This window comes from Litchfieldia sinesaloumensis (genome assembly GCF_900156865.1).
GTDB classification, from domain to species: Bacteria; Bacillota; Bacilli; order Bacillales; family Bacillaceae_L; genus Ferdinandcohnia; species Ferdinandcohnia sinesaloumensis.
Window position 1 is genome coordinate 622228 of sequence record NZ_LT732529.1, and the last position, 18692, is coordinate 640919.

Here is an 18692-nt window from a genome sequence, read left to right on the forward strand (position 1 = left end):
AATTTATAGGTAACTATGCTGCTTAATATTATGGTAAAAAAACCTGTCGCAATCACTCCGTAATCTTAATTTTACGATTTTTAAACGACCCTGAGTGCTCGAGTGTTATATGGGCCTCAATTGATTTAATGCTGTCTTCCTGTAGTAAGGTGCTTTGATCATTTAGCTTTTTCCAGTCAGAAGGGTACTTGCGATACAACTTATGCTCAAGGTTCAAGAAGTCAATATCATGTTCTATTCCGAATTGATACAATTCCCTTATCTCTGAAATGATACCCTTTTTTACGAACTCTTCCATCACGGCTACATTAAGGGTATGGTCTGTAATTCTGTTACTGACTACCCCATTAGCCAAGTACAGGATGGTGAATCGAAAAATTCCAGATTCTTTTTCAAGGAGAACTTTTACCATCTGGTCCTCAAGTACTGCAAGAAATTCAGGATCGTTATCATTTGGTAATAATAACGAAGCCCGTGTCGTTTCTGGCGTCAGCCAGCGCAACCCTTTCAATTTCTCGTACGGAAAATGCCCTTTGTATTTTTGATTATCAAGGAAAAAAGCACCATCGATTGCTAATTTGGCCTCATTCTTCTTATTTTTCTTCCATTGTTTGTCATCGATTGTTAGGGCAGGAATATAGGTCGTGCGGCCAGGGTCAAAAAACTCACGTGCAAAATGGTTTAATCGAACAGGTCGAATAGTTGAACTTTGCTCGTACGAACTTTCTGGGCTATGTAGAATTGTATTTAATGATGTTTGATTAAAAAAACCAGTTGCTGATAAAATATCTTCCATGTGGTTTTTCGTCCCAAAAATCCACGGTGTGGACCGGAATTCATAGTACCGTGTTAAGCCATCAAAAATACTCTCCAGTCCTTTTTCTAGTGCATTTTCGCTGAGTACAATGGCTGTAACATGTGCCCAAAGAAACCGTTCCTGTGATGTGTGGTATGCTTTAAAAAACGCATCGATAAATGTCGTTCCACTCGTCTCAGAAACATAGATTTCAGGTGGTCCTTTTTCCCCGCCTTCTCTTTTGGCTACTGAAGATAATCCAATCATCTGAATGGATACATAGTATTTCCCATCTCGGAAATCAACTCCGATGGCGGTTGCAAAATTTTGATTTTCAATCTCTCCCATATCATGGTTACACGCCGTAATCAGAATAAGACATAAAATGAGATAGACAGTACGAATGATACTCTTATTACACTTCATTCTTCTTTCTCCGCTTCTGTATAAATGATATTCCAAATTTTTTCCGGTCAAAAGGGTTCACAAAAAAGGCTGCTAGGTACTCTTTAAATGTTAATGAAGCAATTGGTTCTAGATAAGCGACCTTTAAGGACTCTAATGTTGATAAATAAATAAGAATGCTAAAGAAACTGATAAAAAGCCCATACACACCTAAAGTAATAGAGAGTAACAATGAAAAAAGTCGAAGGATGCTGACAGTTCCAACTAGTGATTGATTGACAAGGGTATAAGATGCTACAGCTGATAAGGCAATAATGACAATCATCGTTGGGGAAGCGAGTCCAGCTCTGATTGCTGCATCTCCAATAATGATACCTCCGACTATGGATATGGTCTGTCCCAGAACTGTAGGCATTCGAATTCCGGCTTCTCGTAGCAATTCAAACAATCCGAGAATAAAAATTGACTCAAGTCCGATGGGTAAGGGTAAACCCTCACGAGAGACAACAACTGTTGCTAATAGTGCAAATGGAAGTTGATCAATATTGACAGAGGATAAAGAAACCCAAAATCCAGGAAGAAAAATAGCTACCACTAAACCTATAATCCGAATTAACCTTCCAAATATAACGAGATAGTAAGGGAAATGAACATCCTCTGGTGATTTAATCAGCTCAAAGAGATTAATAGGTCCAATCAGTACTGAAGGGGAACCATTCACAATTAAGATGAATCTACCGCGCAACATAGATTCGATGACAAAGTCTGGACGAGTAACATAATCAAATAAGGGAAACAAAGAGAACGAGCGATCGGAAAGCCATTGTTCCAATTGCCCACTACCTACAACACTTTCGCCTTTAAAATCGGAAAGTCGTTTTCTTACTTCTTCAATTGTGTCCGGATTGGCTTTATTATGTAGATAGAGGAGAGAAACCTTGGTTTGACTCGCTGATCCAAGTGTGAAGGATTCACTGTAGAGCTCTGCCGACTTCATTCTTTTTCGTATCAATGAGATATTTACATTTAATTCTTCGGTAAAGCTATCTTTCGGCCCCTTAATTGAAACCTCTGTGTTCGATTCTTGCGGGTTACGTTGTGGCACCTTGCTAATATCGAATGCATGAAAAAATGGTGTGCCTTCTCGAAACAAAATCAATGAACCAGAAAACACTAGAATCACTGTTTCATTCATACTCCGAATATGCTGAACAGGTGGAAGCACTTCAGAACGGCTACGTGGTTCTACTTGATCAATACTCACTAAGATTCGATTGAAATATTCATTTAGCTGTGTTGAATCTAACATTCCTTTACAATAGAAAGCCTGAATCTTGTCGTCTTTTTCGATGGGTATAAATTCTACATCGGCATAATGACTGAAAAACTCTTTTATCTCGTCGCTAGTCAAGTTTTTATCTGTTAATTTCGTCTCTAGTTGCTCCATGTTCATAGCTTTTGGATTCCTTTCTTCTCTGGCAAATAGCTAATAATCAATAGTGCTAGCGAAAGTATCAAGGTGCATATGAAAGCAGCTGGGTAAAAGTATCTCCCGATGAAAATTTGCACCCACATATCACTTAATGGGAGTAATGTCAGTACTCCTAAACTGAGTGTCGTAACGATGAACACATGTTTCTTTTTAGTTGGCTTTAGATGTCCCTTCACCATATCTGATAAAAGGTATAAACCTAATGAGACTCGGATGAGTTCGCCACTCAATAATTGAAATACGGCTAGAAAATCAACATGAGAAATATAATTCCCCAATGTAATCAATCGCCATTGTTCAAAAGCAGGGAAACGCATATCAGATGCTACAGCTGGACCAAATGAAGAGAGTGAACCCATTGTAGGTCCAATAATCAGAATAGTTAACACAGTGATCAGCACATATATGTTGAGTAATGAAAATGATTTTTTTAAATGGTGCTGAAGAAGTAATAGCACAAGTAAGTCCGCGCTTCCACCGAGAATAATGACCGCTCCCTTGATGACGGGTTGAAAACCGTTGGCAACTATTGGAAAAAGATAAGAATAATCTTTTTCACTAAATGTAAATGTCGCGACAAATATCCCAAACGCCCATACGATAGGCAATAAAATAGCCGAAACATAGGCAATCGATTTTAGTCCACTGTAAGCTGACCAAACACAAATCACTAAAAAAGGTAGCATAACAACAAATGGCGGTGTTCGTGGTAAAAAATAGATATTAACAGATTGAATTAAGTCATAAAAGGAGATTGCGCTAATCGCATACACAAAAACCCAAAGGATGGATATACACACACGCGATATCATTGTCCCAGCACGTGATGATATCCAATCCGATAGATAGAGTTTTTGTTGATTCCGCTTCATAATTACATAAAGAATGAATCCCCATAGCAGTAGGAACCCATATGCAAAAAGGACAGAAATCCACGCATCTCGTTTTCCTGTTGTCAGTAAGTGCGGCATAATCAGCACGTGATTTGATATACCAATAAAAAGAATAAGTATAAATATAATCTGTGTTCGAGAAAACTGCATACAACCACCACCAATTGAAATACCAGCATTGTTAGGTTTTGTTTGAAATACCAAATTATGCATAATGTGAGTATGGAAAACTAAATAAAAAGATTTTGACTTTTTTTTTCACGTGATGTAATATATAAATTGCATATGCAAGATATATATTACATCGAGTTCGGTAGGTTGAGAAAATGAAAAATAATGTAAAGCTAACACGTATGAAAACGACGATGACTCAGGAGCAATTAGCAAAGAAAGTGGGAGTAACTAGACAGACCATTGGGTTAATTGAGAAAGGAGAATATAATCCGACTCTTCAACTCTGTATAGCGATCGCGAAAGAACTCAATAAAACGTTGGATGACTTATTCTGGGAGGTAGAGGACAAATGAAATCATGGATATCAGTATTATTGCCAACTGATGAATATAAGGAAAAGCGAATGGTGTATTTTTTCGCTGAGGGTGGAGTACTGCTATTATTGATGTTATTTTTACTAATGATTAGTAGCATCTTTTTTACTATTAGTGTGGGAGTAGCGCTATTCACATCGATTGCCGTATTCCTTCTATATGTGGTAGGGAGATATATATTGTCTGGAATGGAATTCACGGAGGTTGCAACTGAAACATCGTATAAGAAGGAGGTAAAGAATACGTTAAAGAAGACTTCTGGTTTTGTTTTAATCTTTGCGGTGTTCTATTTACTTCTTGGAGATGTGCCTAGCAATCGAATTGAATGGATTGAAAGTGTAGGATTAATGGTAAGTGTGGGTATAGCATGGTTTTTACTAAACTATATTTCTTTGAAAAGATCTTACAATAAGAACAAGGAATTAATCTAACAAATAAACATATACCTAGGTTTTCTGTAGTGAAGGGTCACAAGTTTCAAGTGGGCCTATCGATTAATTTTAAGATTGATAATCTTTTAGGAAATATATGTTAAAATGTTTGAGTGTACCAACTCGAATTGGGTGTGTTTGAAGAAAATGAATGGTAAAAGGAGATTTGAATGAAAAATACTAGAAAAGTCATAGTTCCCATTTTCACTTTGTTCGTACTCTTAGTAGCTGCTTGCTCAAATAATGAGGTAAGTAAAGAAGCGGACACCACGTTAACAAAAACGACTACTACTCAGAATGAAAACGAGGATTCTACTATTAAGGATTCATCTGATAATGCTTCAAATACTGACATCACAAATACAGACGCCAACGATACAACTACGAATAAGGAAACAGCAAAAGAACCTAAAAGTCTACCTGCTAAAGAAACGACCAGTTCAAATGACAATATGGAAGTGGATAAGAAGGATGAATATTTAACAAAATTAAATGATGCTAAAAAGATATTGGATGAAATGGAAGGTTCAGATTCATCAACATATGCTCTGAAAAAGGTAGAGGACGATCGATACGAGGCTTGGGATGAATTGCTGAATGAAGTATATGGAGTCCTACAAGAGCAACTACCTACAGAGAAAAAGGAGCAATTGAGAACTGAACAAAGGAACTGGATAAAATTTAGAGACGATTCTGCACTGGAAGCATCTTTAAAATATAAAGGTGGTACGCAAGAACATCTAGAGTACTCTGCTGTGAGTGCAGCTCTTACAGAAGATAGATGCTTTGAATTAGTTGAGGAATATATGAAATAGTTACATATTCTTCACGAACACAAACAGTACACCTTCTCATTGGTACAATAAATAGTTTGGTATATCGTTGTTTACGAAATGCGCTCTGAGTATGGATGATTCAGGGCGTTTTTTATTTGTAAAAGCACCTAAAGTCTTTTTTTTGGAAGGGATTTTCTACCAAATTATCGAATATGTTATAGTCATTAAATCGCGATGATGGAGGAAGATAATAGATGTACGAGATTATTAAAACGTATAAACAAGCAATCCCTGACATGAATTTTGTTGGAATGAAATATGGTGATATGGACCGGATTAACGGAGGGTTTGGAGCAAAGTGGGAGGAATGGTTTGAGAAAGAACGTTTTACGAAGCTTGAGTCCTTATTAACAGACGATTTCATGCGTGAATATAAAGATTATAATACAAATATTGGGTTAATGCGCTGGAAAGAAGGGGAACCGTTCGAATATTGGATTGGCATGTTTCTACCTAAAGGTACGGTAGCTCCTAAGGGTTACAAATCTATTAATATATCGGCATCAAATTTAGGGGTATGTTGGGTACAAGGTACAGAACCTGATGTATATGGTAAGGAAAAAGAGTGTGCTGACAACCTTCTGTATGAAGGCTATGAACTCGTACATGATGATGCTGGGGCATGGTGGTTCTTTGAACGATACGGCTGTCCACGATTTACAGAACCTGATGAAAAAGGAAAAGTCATTCTGGATATATGTCATTTTGTTAAATGATATCGACTTGTTGCTTTCTGTCTGATAAATTCAAGGCAATTTACAGATGCCGCTATTTTACTATTTTTAAATATGATTATTCTACAACATCCATTTAATAAATAATCGTTTTCAGGAGGAATGGGATTTGGATTGGACTTCACTATCAGATATGTTTTCTCTGATACTTGGTTTTGCTGTTATTATCTTCGTTTGTTATTTTCTGTTTTTTCGGCCTTTAAAAAAACTATTCACAGACAGAGGCAATCGGTTGTATTGGCTGTTGGCCATACTTGGATCAATTTGGTTAATCGTCGGAATAGCACTAATCGACTGGTTGGGGAAAAACTTTGAAACGGGTCAGACTATTGGTGCCGTACTCTATTTTGGTGTGATAGCAGCTGTTGTAATCCCCCTAACGGTGCGTGAAATTAGGGGAAGGAAAGAGTGAGTGTATCAAGTGTTATTTAATAAGATTAATGCTTTTAGATATAGAGTGCTAACCAAGTATTGGGGGAGGAAGTATAAGTTAATAACGTTGAGGTGAAACAAATGAAATGGTGGAAGTTATTTCTACTGTGCTTTCTTTTAAGAGATGAAGTAGTGTGTATTTTTGTTCTGTTAGAAAAGTGGAAACAAAATCAAATTAATAGTATAGTATTATGTGCCAAAAACTTTTTGGCATATTTTTTTGAAGAAAATGTGCAGCTTGATGGTAATATAACAAATATAATTTCACAAGCTAAAGGTATAATAAATAAATACATAAATAGTATAATGATGAAAAGAGAATGAGGTAGGAAAATATGATTGTGAAAACAGAAGAAGATATTAATGGTATAAAAGAAATTGGCAAAATTATTGCCTCAATTCGAGATGAATTGGTACAAAGAACGATTCCAGGCATAACCACAAAAGAACTTGATGACCTAGCCGGAGATCTTTTTGAAAATGCAGGTGCCGTTTCAGCTCCGAAAGGTGAATACGATTTTCCTGGCTTTACTTGTATTAGTGTCAATGACGAAGTTGCACATGGTATACCGGGGCAACGGGTTATTCAAGAAGGCGACCTAGTAAATATAGATGTATCTGCTTCAAAGAACGGTTATTTCGCAGATACGGGAATTTCGTTTGTTGTAGGAAACGGTGAAGAAATATTAACGAAAATATGTGACGTTGCAAAAGCAGCATTTGAAGCAGGTCTTCAGAAAGTAAAGCCAGGTTCCAAAATGAGTAGAATCGGAAAAGCGGTACATGAAACTGCGAAACAACATGGATTAACTGTTATTAAAAACCTTACAGGACACGGTGTTGGACGTAGTATACACGAGGCACCTGACCATATTTTAAATTATTATGATCCATGGGATAATGAAATTTTAAAGGATGGGATGGTTATCGCATTCGAACCATTCATCTCAACCCTTGAAGAAGAAGTGTTTCAGAAAAATGACGGTTGGACCTATGCTACAAAAAAGAGCTATGTAGCTCAGATCGAACATACGATTATCGTTACTAAAGATGGTCCAATTATTGTTACACTCTAAAATTAGTAATGCACTCTGTGTTGGAATGGAAATTATCGCATTCCCTTAAACTGAGTAACAATTAGTAATAAATGGTTACTACTAGTATTTGACTATTTAATTGCAAAATACAAAAAGGAGGACTAGCAAATAAAATCATTTGCTAGTCCTTTTTTAGTTAGCCTCTTCTACACTTTTTGTATATTGAATTGTTAGAGCGAGATATGGACTTTGCTTGTCATTATTCATCATCATATTTTAGCAATATCAGGATAGTTTTTTAAAAATCGAAACTAATTTACAGTTTATTCGTAAATATGGTTATGATATCACAAAGACAAAGCACCATAGGAGTTGAAAAAAGGTGAACAAACATCTAGCGAGAATTTCTACTGATATAAATAATGAAAAACTGAGGCTTTATTGGCCAGGATTTGAAGCTGTGGCTTTTGCTTTTTTTGATAGAACCAATGTGTACCTGTTTAACCACCCATCATATAAGAATAAAAATCTCTATCAAACGTTAAAATGGGACAACCGGTTTAGAGGGTGTACTATAATCCTATTTGATGAGTATCCAACGGCTATCGTTGATCTTGATTACTACGCAGATTATGAGAGTCTATATTCGATTGCTGTTCATGAGCTATTTCACGGCTACCAGCATATAAAAGGTGAAAAGAGATTTCCGAATGAGTTACTTGGGATTACCTATCCGATATTGTAAGATAACGTAGAAATCCGAAACCGAGAGAGAACGTGTCTACATCAAGCAGTACTAGCTGACTCTAAAGAGGAAATGAACCGATTTATTATTGACTTCATTTCATTGCGGGAAAAAAGGGAAGGCATCCTTAATAAATATCTGGATTATGAAAAGCTCGTAGAGACAGTTGAAGGACCAGCTTGGTACTTGGAGTCTAAGGCCTATGCAGATAAAAGCATGCTATCCTATGCCGAGGTACTGGAGAAACATTTCACACCATTATTAATCGATCGAAAACGATCGGCTCTTGAAATACGCAGTGGATGTATGGGTTCAGGTTTATATATTTGTTTGATTCTAGATAAGATTGCACCAGATTGGAAGGAGACTTTTTTAGATTCGGAAGAAAGTTTATATGAAATTCTTAAGCAGCATGTGGGGGTATGTATCAATCTCACAGAGGATAGAATCAGAGTTTCTCAGGAAACATTGGATATTATCAGCTACGTAATAGAAAACAAGAAAAAGCCCATCGACGAGTTTGAAAAGCAAGAGGGCATTCATCTTTTTATTGAGGGTCCAATTATAGTTACCTCATTTGATCCAATGAATATCAAATCTACAGAAGAAAAACGACTGCATCAAACCTTTATTGGGGTTCGTCTCAATAATGAAGAATACGTAATCCAGCAACCTGTTATTACGTATCCAAAAGATGGATTTAAATATGTTTCAAAAATGCACTTAATTCTAAAGAAGGAACCTATCGAAACTAATGAATCCCTTATCATTGAAGGAATTGGGGAAATAAAAGGAAGGGTGAGAAAAAAAGGGAATGAGATATTGATCGTTGCATAAATTCATATACTACGATTACATCGTATTTTTATCTCTCTAATAATTAAAATAGGGAGAGGTCATAATAAATCAGTCTTAATTTAAGAGGTGTTAAATGAGACAAATAATTGCTCTAGGTGGTGGAGGGTTTTCTATGGAACCTGAGAACCCTTTGTTGGATCGATACATTCTTAACCAGGCTAATAAAACAAATCCGAAAATTTGTTTCGTTCCCACTGCAAGTGGAGATTCAGATAATTACATCTCTAGATATTATAACTTTTTCGAAAAACAGAATTGTAGACCATCTCACTTGTCGTTATTTAGACCACCCACCAGAGACTTAGAGAGTTTCCTATTAGAAAAAGACATTATTTATGTTGGTGGTGGAAATACTAAGAATTTATTAGTTTTATGGAAAGAATGGGGCATAGATATTTTTTTAAAAAAGGCCTGGGAAAATGGGATATTATTAGCTGGTATTAGTGCAGGTTCTATTTGTTGGTTTGAAGAGGGAGTTACTGATTCTTATGGAGATGGGCTAGAACCATTAAAGTGTATGGGTTTTATAAAGGGGAGTAACTGTCCCCATTACGATGGAGAAGCAGAAAGAAAGCCTTCCTATCATAAATTAATTGAAACAAACAAAATCAAACCTGGGATTGCTGTTGATGATGGTGTTGCTATTCATTACATAAATCAAGACATATATAAAATCGTAAGTTCTAGATTAAATGCTAAGGCATATAAAGTGTTTTATGATGAGCAAGTTAAGGAAATAGAGCTTGAAACACAATTTTTAGGTTCTATTTGAGGGAATGGTGTAAAAGAGTCGCTTGTTTGGCCGTTTCGTACAGCAACATACTAAGCAAGATTCATTGAAGCAGGGAAATATGGCGCAGGCTCAGTAGAAGAAAACCTACTGGGCCTTTTTATATAAATAGGATTTTTTTGAAGAAAGAGAAGGTTATGCGTAAGGTGTAAAAAACATTTGACATCCTCTTTGTCAATTTTTATAATAAAGGTGTAAAAGGTTTTTTACACCTTTGTATTTGGTGGTGAAATAGTGGAATGGAAAATCGTATTAAGATGTACAGAGAGAGAGAGTAGGTGTCTCCCAAGGAAACTTGCAGAACTATGTAGAGTTAGCATACAAACTATTAATGCGATTGAGAATAACAAATATGATCCCAGTTTGCAATGGTCTTTGACATTGCGATGCATCTGGGAGTAAAAATGGAAGAATTATTTAATCCAGTTAGAACTGAAGAAAACAAGTAATACTTATATGAATTCAAAAAAAGTAAAGGGAGGGGATGTTTTATGAAAAAGAAAGATATGATTTGGTTAGTTGTATTGGGAGTCATTACTTTATATTTTGGTTCGACATTAGTAAGTTATTTTCGGACTGGAGATACTTTGGGAATTCCGGAATTTCTATTAATTATCGGGCTAGTTATTGCTTGGAGTGAGGTTATTACTTGGGGGACTAGAAGAGAAGTTCAAAAGGACGAAATGGGTAAAGAGATTATCAAAAAAAGCAACCACATTAGTTATAATATCCTCTTTATCTCATTATTAATTATTTGGATTATTGATTATTTATTCCTAGGCAATGAGAAGAATTATCCGCTATTTATTGCTTTATGTTTAGCATATATTATCAATCCAGTCGCTCAGTTTATCTTGGTGAAAAAACATATAGGTTAGCATTTGATTAGTAGACTATCATTGTTTCTGAGAAGTTAAGTTAGGGCTGTCTGTTTAATGCGAAGCTAGTATGAAATACGAAATAAAAAATTTCCGGAGCATAGGCAATCGCCCATGCTTCTTTATTGTGATGTCTAATTTGAAACCTTATTCTATCTTCTAACGTAAATAATAGAAATAAAAACCAACCGATATTATTTTTTCAGGGCTGTGGGATACATTAATTTACTTTTGTAAGAGCCCAGCAATGATTTAAGAGATTAAATAGGAATGAGGGATGTACTTTAATGGAAAAAATGAAATGGTTTTTGTATTTGAGTGCCCTCTTGTTAATTGGCATACCGATATTTATTGTTCTATTTTCAGATGATGTTACTTTCAGTTCAACCTTCAGTCATATAGTACTGAGCATAGGAATTTTATTATTTATCAGCGGAAAACTGATTGCAATAAGTGAAAAGAAAAAAGAAAGCAAACGATTGGCCCCTGATATCGGAGTTGTAATCGGACTATTTATCGTTTTAGTTTTCAGGCTTGTTTAACAAGAATAATGATTTAATCTTTGTCAGTCTATATGTGACTACAGCTACTGAAAATAGTTGGAGGGATTTATTATATGAAAGCAGAGAAAAGTCTAAGAATTTGTGGATAGGGTCATAGGTATTACAAAAGTAGCCAAGCTTTTTAAGATTTTCTGTATTATACTCTGCATTTGTACCCAAGTTACGGTGATGGTTATCCGTAATTTAACATAGAATTTTAATTAGCAGCCAAATCTAATGCTTGACGTATAAGCTGCTTTTAGTTTTTTATGAAACCCTAGCTACCAACCTACCCTTGTGCATCGAATCAATATGGTTTTAAAACATGAGAAGTCGCAAAATTCCTGAATTCACAAGGTGCTCATGGGAAATTATGTTAATATGAATGTATGTACTTATAATGTGAATATCGCATAGCGTCTTTGAAGTGGAGATAGGGTTTGAAGGGGGCGAAACATGACTGATAAAACAAATAAAAAGCAGCCCAACCTACCTAATTATTTAGTATACGGAATGATCTTTGGATTGTTTTTAGGTTCGTTCGTAAGTACATTTGCGATGATGTTTGATTATAAATTTATTCAAATAGTTGGCGTAGGTATGGGATATATATTAGGAATTACAGTTGGTGCTTTACTCTATTATATGGAAGAGCAGGTCGTAAGTAACATTTTTGACATGGTAGACGGAAGTTTTGAGAGTTTAATAACGTATTAGGGGGCATGAAATGGAAATTCAAATTAACAAGAAAGTGTTAAATTGGACAGTTTTTACACTGGTTTTATTGGCGGCTATTATTACGATAACTAGTACTGTATATGATTTGTATTATTCACCTGGGATTGGTGAAGCTGCACAAAGTCGATTAGGTTTTCGGTGGGGGACCATTCACCTAATTATCTCAGTCATATTACTACTTTTTTCTGGACTGTTAGCAATAAATTGGAAGCGCATGTTTCCATTCAACATTCCAGTCGCTATCATATTAGTAGGATTTTATTATGAGTTGTTTTTTCTAACTTTTACAATTGGATGGGTAGGCGCACTAGGTATGTTTGGTTTCGTTATTGCTTTTTTAATTGGAGCGACTTTAATCATCTCGTACTCGATCGCGAATCTTCTCGATCGTCGAAAATCTATTATTAAAAACTAAGACATCGAAACGTATTAGTTACCTCGGTGAGTAAGTTGTGGGGAGGAGGGGTGTTAAGAAATGGAAACAAGTAAGTTTGAGAAACACTTTAATCGTACGACAAAATCAAAGTTCATACATGAGTGCGTACTATTAGTTGAAAATACAAATGGCGATTTTTTGTACAAGAAGGAGTATGGTGACAAGAATCTAGACGCACCGTTACTTATGGCAAGCATCACAAAATTATTTACAACCGCATGTATTTTGATTTTGCGTGAGCAGGGTAAGTTGTCATTAACGGATGAGATTACTACTTACTTCGATAGCAATATGCTTAGTAGACTACATGTCTATAAGGGGCAGGACTGAAAAAGATCTCTTCTTTGTGGGAGATGTCAATCAGTTGGCAAACCCAATTGGTATACGATTGGTGATGCGCCTTGCGATATCGATTACATAATCCAAATGGGTTTCTTACTCCAGTTTTAGTTGAAGTGGTTTTTAAAAAATTAGAACTTAAATTAGGGGAGTTTATTGGTTTCTAAAAAAGACTAGGGAGAGTGATTTGGATGACGAGAAAATTAAGAAGATCATCAACCAATAAGGCAATATATGGGGTATGCGGTGGCATAGCAACATTTTTTGGTAAATCGCCACTTGCCGTTAGGTTAGCATTCCTTATCACGGCTTCAGTTTCGGTTTGGGTATATATCTTTCTTGTTTGGGCTTTAGAGGACGACTACCATTATAGATAAATTGATTCAATTTCTTTACGAACTGTGATATTTAGGTTTTAAGAGGAATAACTAATAAGGGGCATATTTTATGAATATTTTTGTAATGCTTCCGGTGATCGTTTCAATGATAGGTTTATATTTGATTACAATTGGATTGTGGGAACTTAGACAGGGGATCGATCGAAAGAAATATGTGACATATATGTTTACTGGTTTAACTCTACTTTTGTTCGTTGCCACATTACTATCCCCATTATTAATGATGTTTTTAAACTGAGGGGCCAGATGCCCCTCTGTCTGCACATGTTAATTTCTATCGGGGGGATTATAGGTTACGTAGGTTCCAGCAACGAAGTCATGGATTGCTCTCTTGTCTTCTCGAACTCCCACCATTACTACACTAACAATAAACCCGACTCCTAACGTCAAGGCGTATAGTAGTCCAGCAACTACAATCCTAAGTATCATATTCCCAATGTGTAATTTTTCACCATCAATCCTCGCGATTCGGATCCCGCATACCTTTTTTCCAACTGTATACCCGTACCATAAGACTGGTAGAGTTAGAGCATATAAGAATTCAATAAGGCCAGATTGCCAAGAATCATCATTTATTGGAAAGTTGAAAATGAGGGAAAGTAGAAAAGTAACAAAAAGAACGACAAAACCATCAATAAGTGTAGCGCCAAGTCGAACCCAAAACCCGGCTGGATTAAAAGTACTATGCATGTAAACACCTCCATTAGAAATTGTATTAATCTTTGTTGAGTTATATTATGGTAACCTTAGTTTAACGGTAACTACTTCATCAAAAATACTTAGGACTTTTATTAAGGGCAAGAGATTAAGTGTGAGTTGCTGCGGCAGCTTTTTTTATTTTATATATGAGAATTTAAAGAATTAGATGAAGTTTAGTTCGAGTAGTTTTTGAGTAAAAACATGTTTTAAATGGAGGCAGATTAGTAGTGAAGTGCTACGCAGGCTAGTCCGGTATGCGTCCTAATAAGATTATTACCCGTTTGTTTTATTTCATATATACTTAGTTTAGGAAGCGGTTAATTGTGAACGCGTATTTAGAAGAAGATTGTACGATTGTTTATTGTGTGTTTAGTTCCATTGTGCTTGCTTATATCATGTACATCATAGAGTTGGAGGTAGGAAGATTGAAACAAACAAAGCTATGGACGAAAGACTTTATTATTATGTTTTTCACGTCCTTTTTCATTGCATTAGTCTATTTCTTATTAGTAACAACTATGGCTGTTTATGCGATTCAACAATTTAAAGCTTCGGAAAGTATGGCTGGTCTTGCTGCTAGTATCTTTGTGATTGGAGCTGTTTTTGCTCGGTTTTTCACGGGGAGGTATCTCGATACAATTGGACGGAAAAAGGTACTATTAGTAGGGGTTCTTTTGTTTTTTGTACCAACTTTGCTCTATTTTACTATCACGAATATGTATCTACTACTTTTGGTTCGATTCATTCATGGGGCTGCATTCGGAATATCTACAACTGCTTTAGCCACCATCGTAATCGATGTTATCCCGAAGGAACGTCGAGGGGAAGGAATTAGTTACTTTTTTCTGAATCATACCTTGGCAACGTCGATTGGTCCATTCCTTGGCCTATTTCTAAACCAACATGCAAGCTTCTCTATGATTTTTATCGTGTGTACCCTTCTGTCTAGTGTTAGCTTGTTCCTCCCATTATTTTTAAGGATCCCACGTTCGGTGATGACAGAGGAGCAACGTAATTCGTTGAAGGGGTTTAAATTATCAAATTACTTTGAGAAAAAGGCCATCCCGATGTCACTAATGATTGCAATCATGGGATTTGTTTATTCAGGTGTCTTGGCTTTTATGACTCCTTATGCAACTGAAATAAATTTGCTAGAAGCAGCAAGCTTCTTCTTTCTTGTATATTCAATCGTTCTATTATTCTCAAGACCAATTACTGGTAAGTTGCTAGATAAAAAAGGGGATAACTTTGTTGTATATCCATCCATTATTTCATATGCGTTGGGTCTATTGATACTTAGTCAATCTCACAATAGTCTAACCTTTCTCTTATCAAGTGTGTTTATTGCACTAGGTTTTGGAACGATGCAGTCTTGCTTTCAAGCCATCGCTATTAAAGAATCACCAAAGCACAGGGTTGGTCTCGCAACTTCTACTTTTCTGATTTGTTGTGATTTTGGGGTTGGCTTCGGCCCCTTTCTATTAGGTACTATTATTCCAACATTAGGCTTCCGTGGATTGTATCTAGCGTTAGCCATCGTCCTTTTTTTGTGTATCTTTTTATATTTTTTTCTGCATGGGAAAAAAGCGGCCACTCAAAAATCGTATTCACAAGCGAGTTAGTAACGCCCACATTATCTAGATAATAGGCAAAAGGATTATGTGAAGGAGAACCATTTGATGGTGTACTGGTAGGAGCTAAAGTCTCTAAAGAGTTGGAATGAAAAATACTGAAGATATAGGTTGCAATTTTCCTTAAAGAAGGAGACTGCCCCAACTAGTGATACTTCAACCGCATTTGTAAACATATTTGCAGATGCTTTAGCACACTTACGGAGCAGGAAAGTTCAGAAGGTTTTAGTTTTTTGAAAGTTGAAACTTTTTTCTCGTATAAACGTAAATTAGGTATGATCTCATTTGGAGGTGTATAATTTGAATGCAGAAATAATGATGTTAGCCGTAACCTTAATAATAGGTCTTTCCTTATTTTTCATGGTAGTTACCAAGAAAGGTAACCCCACGAAAACATTTTTTCTATGGTTCATTCAATTTATAGTTGTACTAAGTGTAAGTATTTTCATCTTAAATTTGGGAGTAATTGATATGGTTATCTCAACATATGGCCTTCTAACTATTCTAATGCTAATTCTAGTATTGTTGAGTAACAATAAAGTAAGGAAAGAATCAAAAAAGTAACCTAGAAAAAGAGTATACTGAAAATAGAAATTACATGGTGAAAGATTGAATAAAAACATTCAAATAGTGACCTTCTTTGATTCATCCTCTTAAAAATGAAGAAGGAGGGTGGGACCCTCCTCCATATTTCATTATTTCGTTATACCTGACATTCCTTGGGACGCGGGACCTGTCCCTTTGTCCCGGTTCCAGAAGCGGGACTGCGCGATAGCGGTAACAAAATTTTGCTTAAAGTTTGGATTATTTGCTGCAAGGACGACACCCTCTGAGTTTTCCAATCCTGTTAGTGCAGTCATTTCCTGACCTGTTGAAGCAATGCCGATTGGCTTGTAGAGTTTGTAGGCCATGTTCACAAACTCTAAAACATTTTCCGTAAACCTTTTTTCATTTGGAGTATTTCCTCCGACAACGTAAACGGAGTCAACTAAGTATGGACTAGAAGTTAGGAATGATTTATTAACTTTGATTTTTGACCCGTTGGCTCCTGTGACAAATCCAAGTCTTTCACTAATAATATCGTAAAAAACTTTTTGTTGGTCAAAGAAATCCAGGATCTCACTAACTTCCTGATCATTAAAACCATCGCCAATCAGTACACCAACTTTTTTCGTATACGCACTAGGAGGTGTATTGAATTGACTTAAGGATGGATAACTATCAGAAACCGGAACATGGCTACCTGTTGGTCGAGCAACACCGATATTATCTGCAATTGCTGATGCCAGTTCCACATCGACATTAGCTAATAAATTCACATTTTGCTGACGAACGGATTCATCCATTACGTTACCGAGCTGATAGCTAAACGCTTCAATGGTATGCATTCTTTCAATAGGTGTCAAACTATTCCAAAATATTCTTGTCTGTGAAAAGAAATCACTTACCGAATCAATCTGTTTTCGTGTAGTACGACTACCTACCTCTTTAGATTGATGTTCATAGCCACCTTCTTCAATCGGTGTTTCGTGTGGGGTATTATCAGCTAACGAATTATTATGGTAGTTCACATGGTCGACATCGATTCGATGACGCATAGGTCCACGTCTTTGGTTATTATGGAATGGGCAAACCGGTTTATTAATCGGTAACTCTTGGAAATTAGGTCCGATCCGATACAGTTGTGCACTATGATACGCAATTAACCGACCTTGTAAGACTGGATCATTTGAAAAGTCAATCCCAGGTACAACATTCGCGGGATTAAATGCAACTTGTTCGGATTCTGTATGGTAATTTTCAATGTTTCGATTGAGTGTCATTTTACCAATCATTTCAACTGGAATTAGTTCTTCTGGCCAGAACTTGGTTGGATCAAGAATGTCGATGTTATATTTGTGTTCATCTTCGACAGGAATTAGTTGAACTCCTAATTCATATTCTGGATAGGCACCACGCTCTATTGCCTCGCGGAGATCTTTTCGATGGAAGTCAGGATCAATTCCACCGATTTTAATTGCCTCTTCTTGAAGTAAGGACTGAACACCAAGAACAGGCTTCCACACAAATCGTACATACGTTACTTTACCTTGTTCATTTACAAAAGTATATGTATTAATTGACCAAGATTCCATATGACGATAACTTCTTAGAACCCCTCGGTCCGACATAATCCAAGTGACCATATGTACCGCTTCCGGGTTATTTGCAACATAATCCCAAAATCTGTCGTGTGCGCCGGTAGCTGTTGGGATATCATCATCTTGTTTTGATTGGTAAGCATGCATAGCATCTGGAAATTTCATCGCGTCATAGTTAATGAGAACAGGCATTGCAATAGTTGTCAAATCATAATTTCCTTCATCCGTATATAACTTAACTCCCTGACAACGTAAATCTCTCGCTGTATCATAAGACCCTTTTGGCCCTTGGACGGTTGAAAAACGAATAGTTAGAGGCGTCTTTTTACCAGGTTCTGATAAAAAATTTGCTCTTGTTACATGCTTCATTGATTTATAGCATTCAAATTCACCATGTGCGCTATAACCTCTGGCATGAACGACCCGTTCAGGCTGCTCTTCATGTACAAAGTGAGTTATCTTTTCAAAATACTGCCAATCCTCATGTAACGTCGGCCCACGTTCACCAGCTTTTAATAGTGATCGATCATTTGCAATGGTCCTTCCTTGATTGGTTGTAAGTGGATTTCCGATGTTCTGAACACGATAATCGTCCAATTGCTGTTGTTTAATGTCTTTCATTGGATTATTGTTCAATAGATATTCCTCCCGAAATATTTTTTAAATAATTACCATTGTTAGATTTCGCCAACCAACCATAAATATGCATACTTGGAAAAATAATTAGGCGATGGGGGAGAAGGTGAGCTGTAGCTTGTTGGATAACCAAAACAATTTCCGATAAGAACGGTCTAAAATTCGGGTGCTTGAAAGCGATAACTCAAAACGTAGAGGAGAACACCCTTTATTTGTAGAAGTTAGTGTACTAACGAACAAGGGATAAACCCTAACTA

24 protein-coding genes are annotated in these 18692 nt (G+C 36.3%); 19 read left to right on the forward strand and 5 right to left on the reverse strand.

The features are described from left to right. Positions 1-52 precede the first annotated feature (52 nt). Genes CZ490_RS03020 through CZ490_RS03030 form a run of 3 tightly spaced genes read right to left on the reverse strand, consistent with a single transcriptional unit; the run spans position 53 to position 3736 of the window. Positions 53-1222: a Ger(x)C family spore germination protein gene (locus tag CZ490_RS03020; protein WP_077617499.1), complete on the reverse strand. Its 1170-nt coding sequence runs from the start codon at positions 1220-1222 to the stop codon at positions 53-55. Further along, on the reverse strand, positions 1212-2654 hold the full coding sequence (locus tag CZ490_RS03025; RefSeq protein ID WP_077617500.1) for a spore germination protein: 1443 nt from the start codon (positions 2652-2654) through the stop codon (positions 1212-1214). The genes CZ490_RS03020 and CZ490_RS03025 overlap by 11 nt, the downstream gene beginning before the upstream one ends. Further along, on the reverse strand, positions 2651-3736 hold the full coding sequence (locus CZ490_RS03030; protein WP_077617501.1) for an endospore germination permease: 1086 nt from the start codon (positions 3734-3736) through the stop codon (positions 2651-2653). Before CZ490_RS03030 ends, CZ490_RS03025 begins: the two co-directional genes overlap by 4 nt. A 176-nt stretch (positions 3737-3912) precedes the next feature. Between CZ490_RS03030 and CZ490_RS03035 the strand changes: the two genes are divergently transcribed. From CZ490_RS03035 to CZ490_RS03120, 17 genes are all read left to right on the forward strand, one after another. After that, positions 3913-4113, forward strand: coding sequence for a helix-turn-helix transcriptional regulator (locus CZ490_RS03035; RefSeq protein ID WP_077617502.1), 201 nt, complete (start codon positions 3913-3915; stop codon positions 4111-4113). Beyond that, on the forward strand, positions 4110-4565 hold the full coding sequence (locus CZ490_RS03040; protein WP_077617503.1) for a hypothetical protein: 456 nt from the start codon (positions 4110-4112) through the stop codon (positions 4563-4565). The genes CZ490_RS03035 and CZ490_RS03040 overlap by 4 nt, the downstream gene beginning before the upstream one ends. A 170-nt stretch (positions 4566-4735) precedes the next feature. Then, complete coding sequence (locus CZ490_RS03045; RefSeq protein WP_077617504.1) at positions 4736-5380, forward strand: lysozyme inhibitor LprI family protein; 645 nt, start codon at positions 4736-4738, stop codon at positions 5378-5380. A 215-nt stretch (positions 5381-5595) separates the two neighbouring features. Beyond that, positions 5596-6117 (forward strand): hypothetical protein, encoded by a 522-nt coding sequence (locus CZ490_RS03050; RefSeq protein ID WP_077617505.1) that lies wholly within the window; start codon positions 5596-5598, stop codon positions 6115-6117. A gap of 127 nt (positions 6118-6244) precedes the next feature. Next, positions 6245-6547 carry a hypothetical protein gene (locus CZ490_RS03055; protein WP_077617506.1) on the forward strand — a complete coding sequence of 101 codons (303 nt, stop codon included), beginning with the start codon at positions 6245-6247 and terminating at the stop codon, positions 6545-6547. Positions 6548-6639: 92 nt separating this feature from the next. Further along, positions 6640-6891: a hypothetical protein gene (locus tag CZ490_RS03060; RefSeq protein WP_234987160.1), complete on the forward strand. Its 252-nt coding sequence runs from the start codon at positions 6640-6642 to the stop codon at positions 6889-6891. A gap of 11 nt (positions 6892-6902) precedes the next feature. Next, complete coding sequence (gene map / locus CZ490_RS03065) at positions 6903-7643, forward strand: type I methionyl aminopeptidase (RefSeq protein ID WP_077617508.1); 741 nt, start codon at positions 6903-6905, stop codon at positions 7641-7643. Between the two features lie 343 nt (positions 7644-7986). Then, entirely contained in the window at positions 7987-8349 is a 363-nt protein-coding gene (locus CZ490_RS03070; RefSeq protein WP_077617509.1) for a hypothetical protein, read from the forward strand. 72 nt (positions 8350-8421) lie between these two features. Continuing rightward, positions 8422-9186, forward strand: coding sequence for a hypothetical protein (locus CZ490_RS03075; RefSeq protein WP_077617510.1), 765 nt, complete (start codon positions 8422-8424; stop codon positions 9184-9186). A 94-nt stretch (positions 9187-9280) separates the two neighbouring features. Further along, a complete protein-coding gene (locus CZ490_RS03080; RefSeq protein ID WP_077617511.1) occupies positions 9281-9979 on the forward strand; it encodes a Type 1 glutamine amidotransferase-like domain-containing protein in 699 nt (232 codons plus the stop codon). Positions 9980-10488: 509 nt separating this feature from the next. Then, a complete protein-coding gene (locus CZ490_RS03090) occupies positions 10489-10875 on the forward strand; it encodes a hypothetical protein (RefSeq protein WP_077617512.1) in 387 nt (128 codons plus the stop codon). 287 nt (positions 10876-11162) lie between these two features. Continuing rightward, positions 11163-11417: a histidine kinase gene (locus CZ490_RS03095; RefSeq protein WP_077617513.1), complete on the forward strand. Its 255-nt coding sequence runs from the start codon at positions 11163-11165 to the stop codon at positions 11415-11417. Between the two features lie 456 nt (positions 11418-11873). Then, entirely contained in the window at positions 11874-12134 is a 261-nt protein-coding gene (locus CZ490_RS03100) for a hypothetical protein (protein WP_077617514.1), read from the forward strand. A 10-nt stretch (positions 12135-12144) separates the two neighbouring features. Next, positions 12145-12570 carry an RND transporter gene (locus CZ490_RS03105; protein ID WP_077617515.1) on the forward strand — a complete coding sequence of 142 codons (426 nt, stop codon included), beginning with the start codon at positions 12145-12147 and terminating at the stop codon, positions 12568-12570. Positions 12571-12630: 60 nt separating this feature from the next. Further along, positions 12631-12921: a serine hydrolase gene (locus CZ490_RS03110; RefSeq protein WP_077617516.1), complete on the forward strand. Its 291-nt coding sequence runs from the start codon at positions 12631-12633 to the stop codon at positions 12919-12921. 200 nt (positions 12922-13121) lie between these two features. After that, positions 13122-13307, forward strand: coding sequence for a PspC domain-containing protein (locus tag CZ490_RS03115; RefSeq protein ID WP_077617517.1), 186 nt, complete (start codon positions 13122-13124; stop codon positions 13305-13307). A gap of 70 nt (positions 13308-13377) precedes the next feature. After that, on the forward strand, positions 13378-13566 hold the full coding sequence (locus CZ490_RS03120) for a hypothetical protein (protein ID WP_077617518.1): 189 nt from the start codon (positions 13378-13380) through the stop codon (positions 13564-13566). 29 nt (positions 13567-13595) lie between these two features. Here the strand turns inward: CZ490_RS03120 and CZ490_RS03125 are convergent, their stop codons facing one another. Then, complete coding sequence (locus tag CZ490_RS03125) at positions 13596-14018, reverse strand: RDD family protein (protein WP_077617519.1); 423 nt, start codon at positions 14016-14018, stop codon at positions 13596-13598. A 332-nt stretch (positions 14019-14350) separates the two neighbouring features. Between CZ490_RS03125 and CZ490_RS03130 the strand changes: the two genes are divergently transcribed. Beyond that, positions 14351-15649 (forward strand): MFS transporter, encoded by a 1299-nt coding sequence (locus CZ490_RS03130; RefSeq protein ID WP_327078398.1) that lies wholly within the window; start codon positions 14351-14353, stop codon positions 15647-15649. 309 nt (positions 15650-15958) lie between these two features. Next, the gene (locus CZ490_RS03135; protein WP_077617520.1) at positions 15959-16222 is read left to right on the forward strand and encodes a hypothetical protein; all 264 of its coding nucleotides are present in this window, start codon (positions 15959-15961) and stop codon (positions 16220-16222) included. 131 nt (positions 16223-16353) lie between these two features. Here CZ490_RS03135 and CZ490_RS03140 read toward each other — a convergent pair whose 3' ends face one another. After that, positions 16354-18420: a catalase gene (locus CZ490_RS03140; protein ID WP_077620919.1), complete on the reverse strand. Its 2067-nt coding sequence runs from the start codon at positions 18418-18420 to the stop codon at positions 16354-16356. Positions 18421-18692 lie beyond the last annotated feature (272 nt).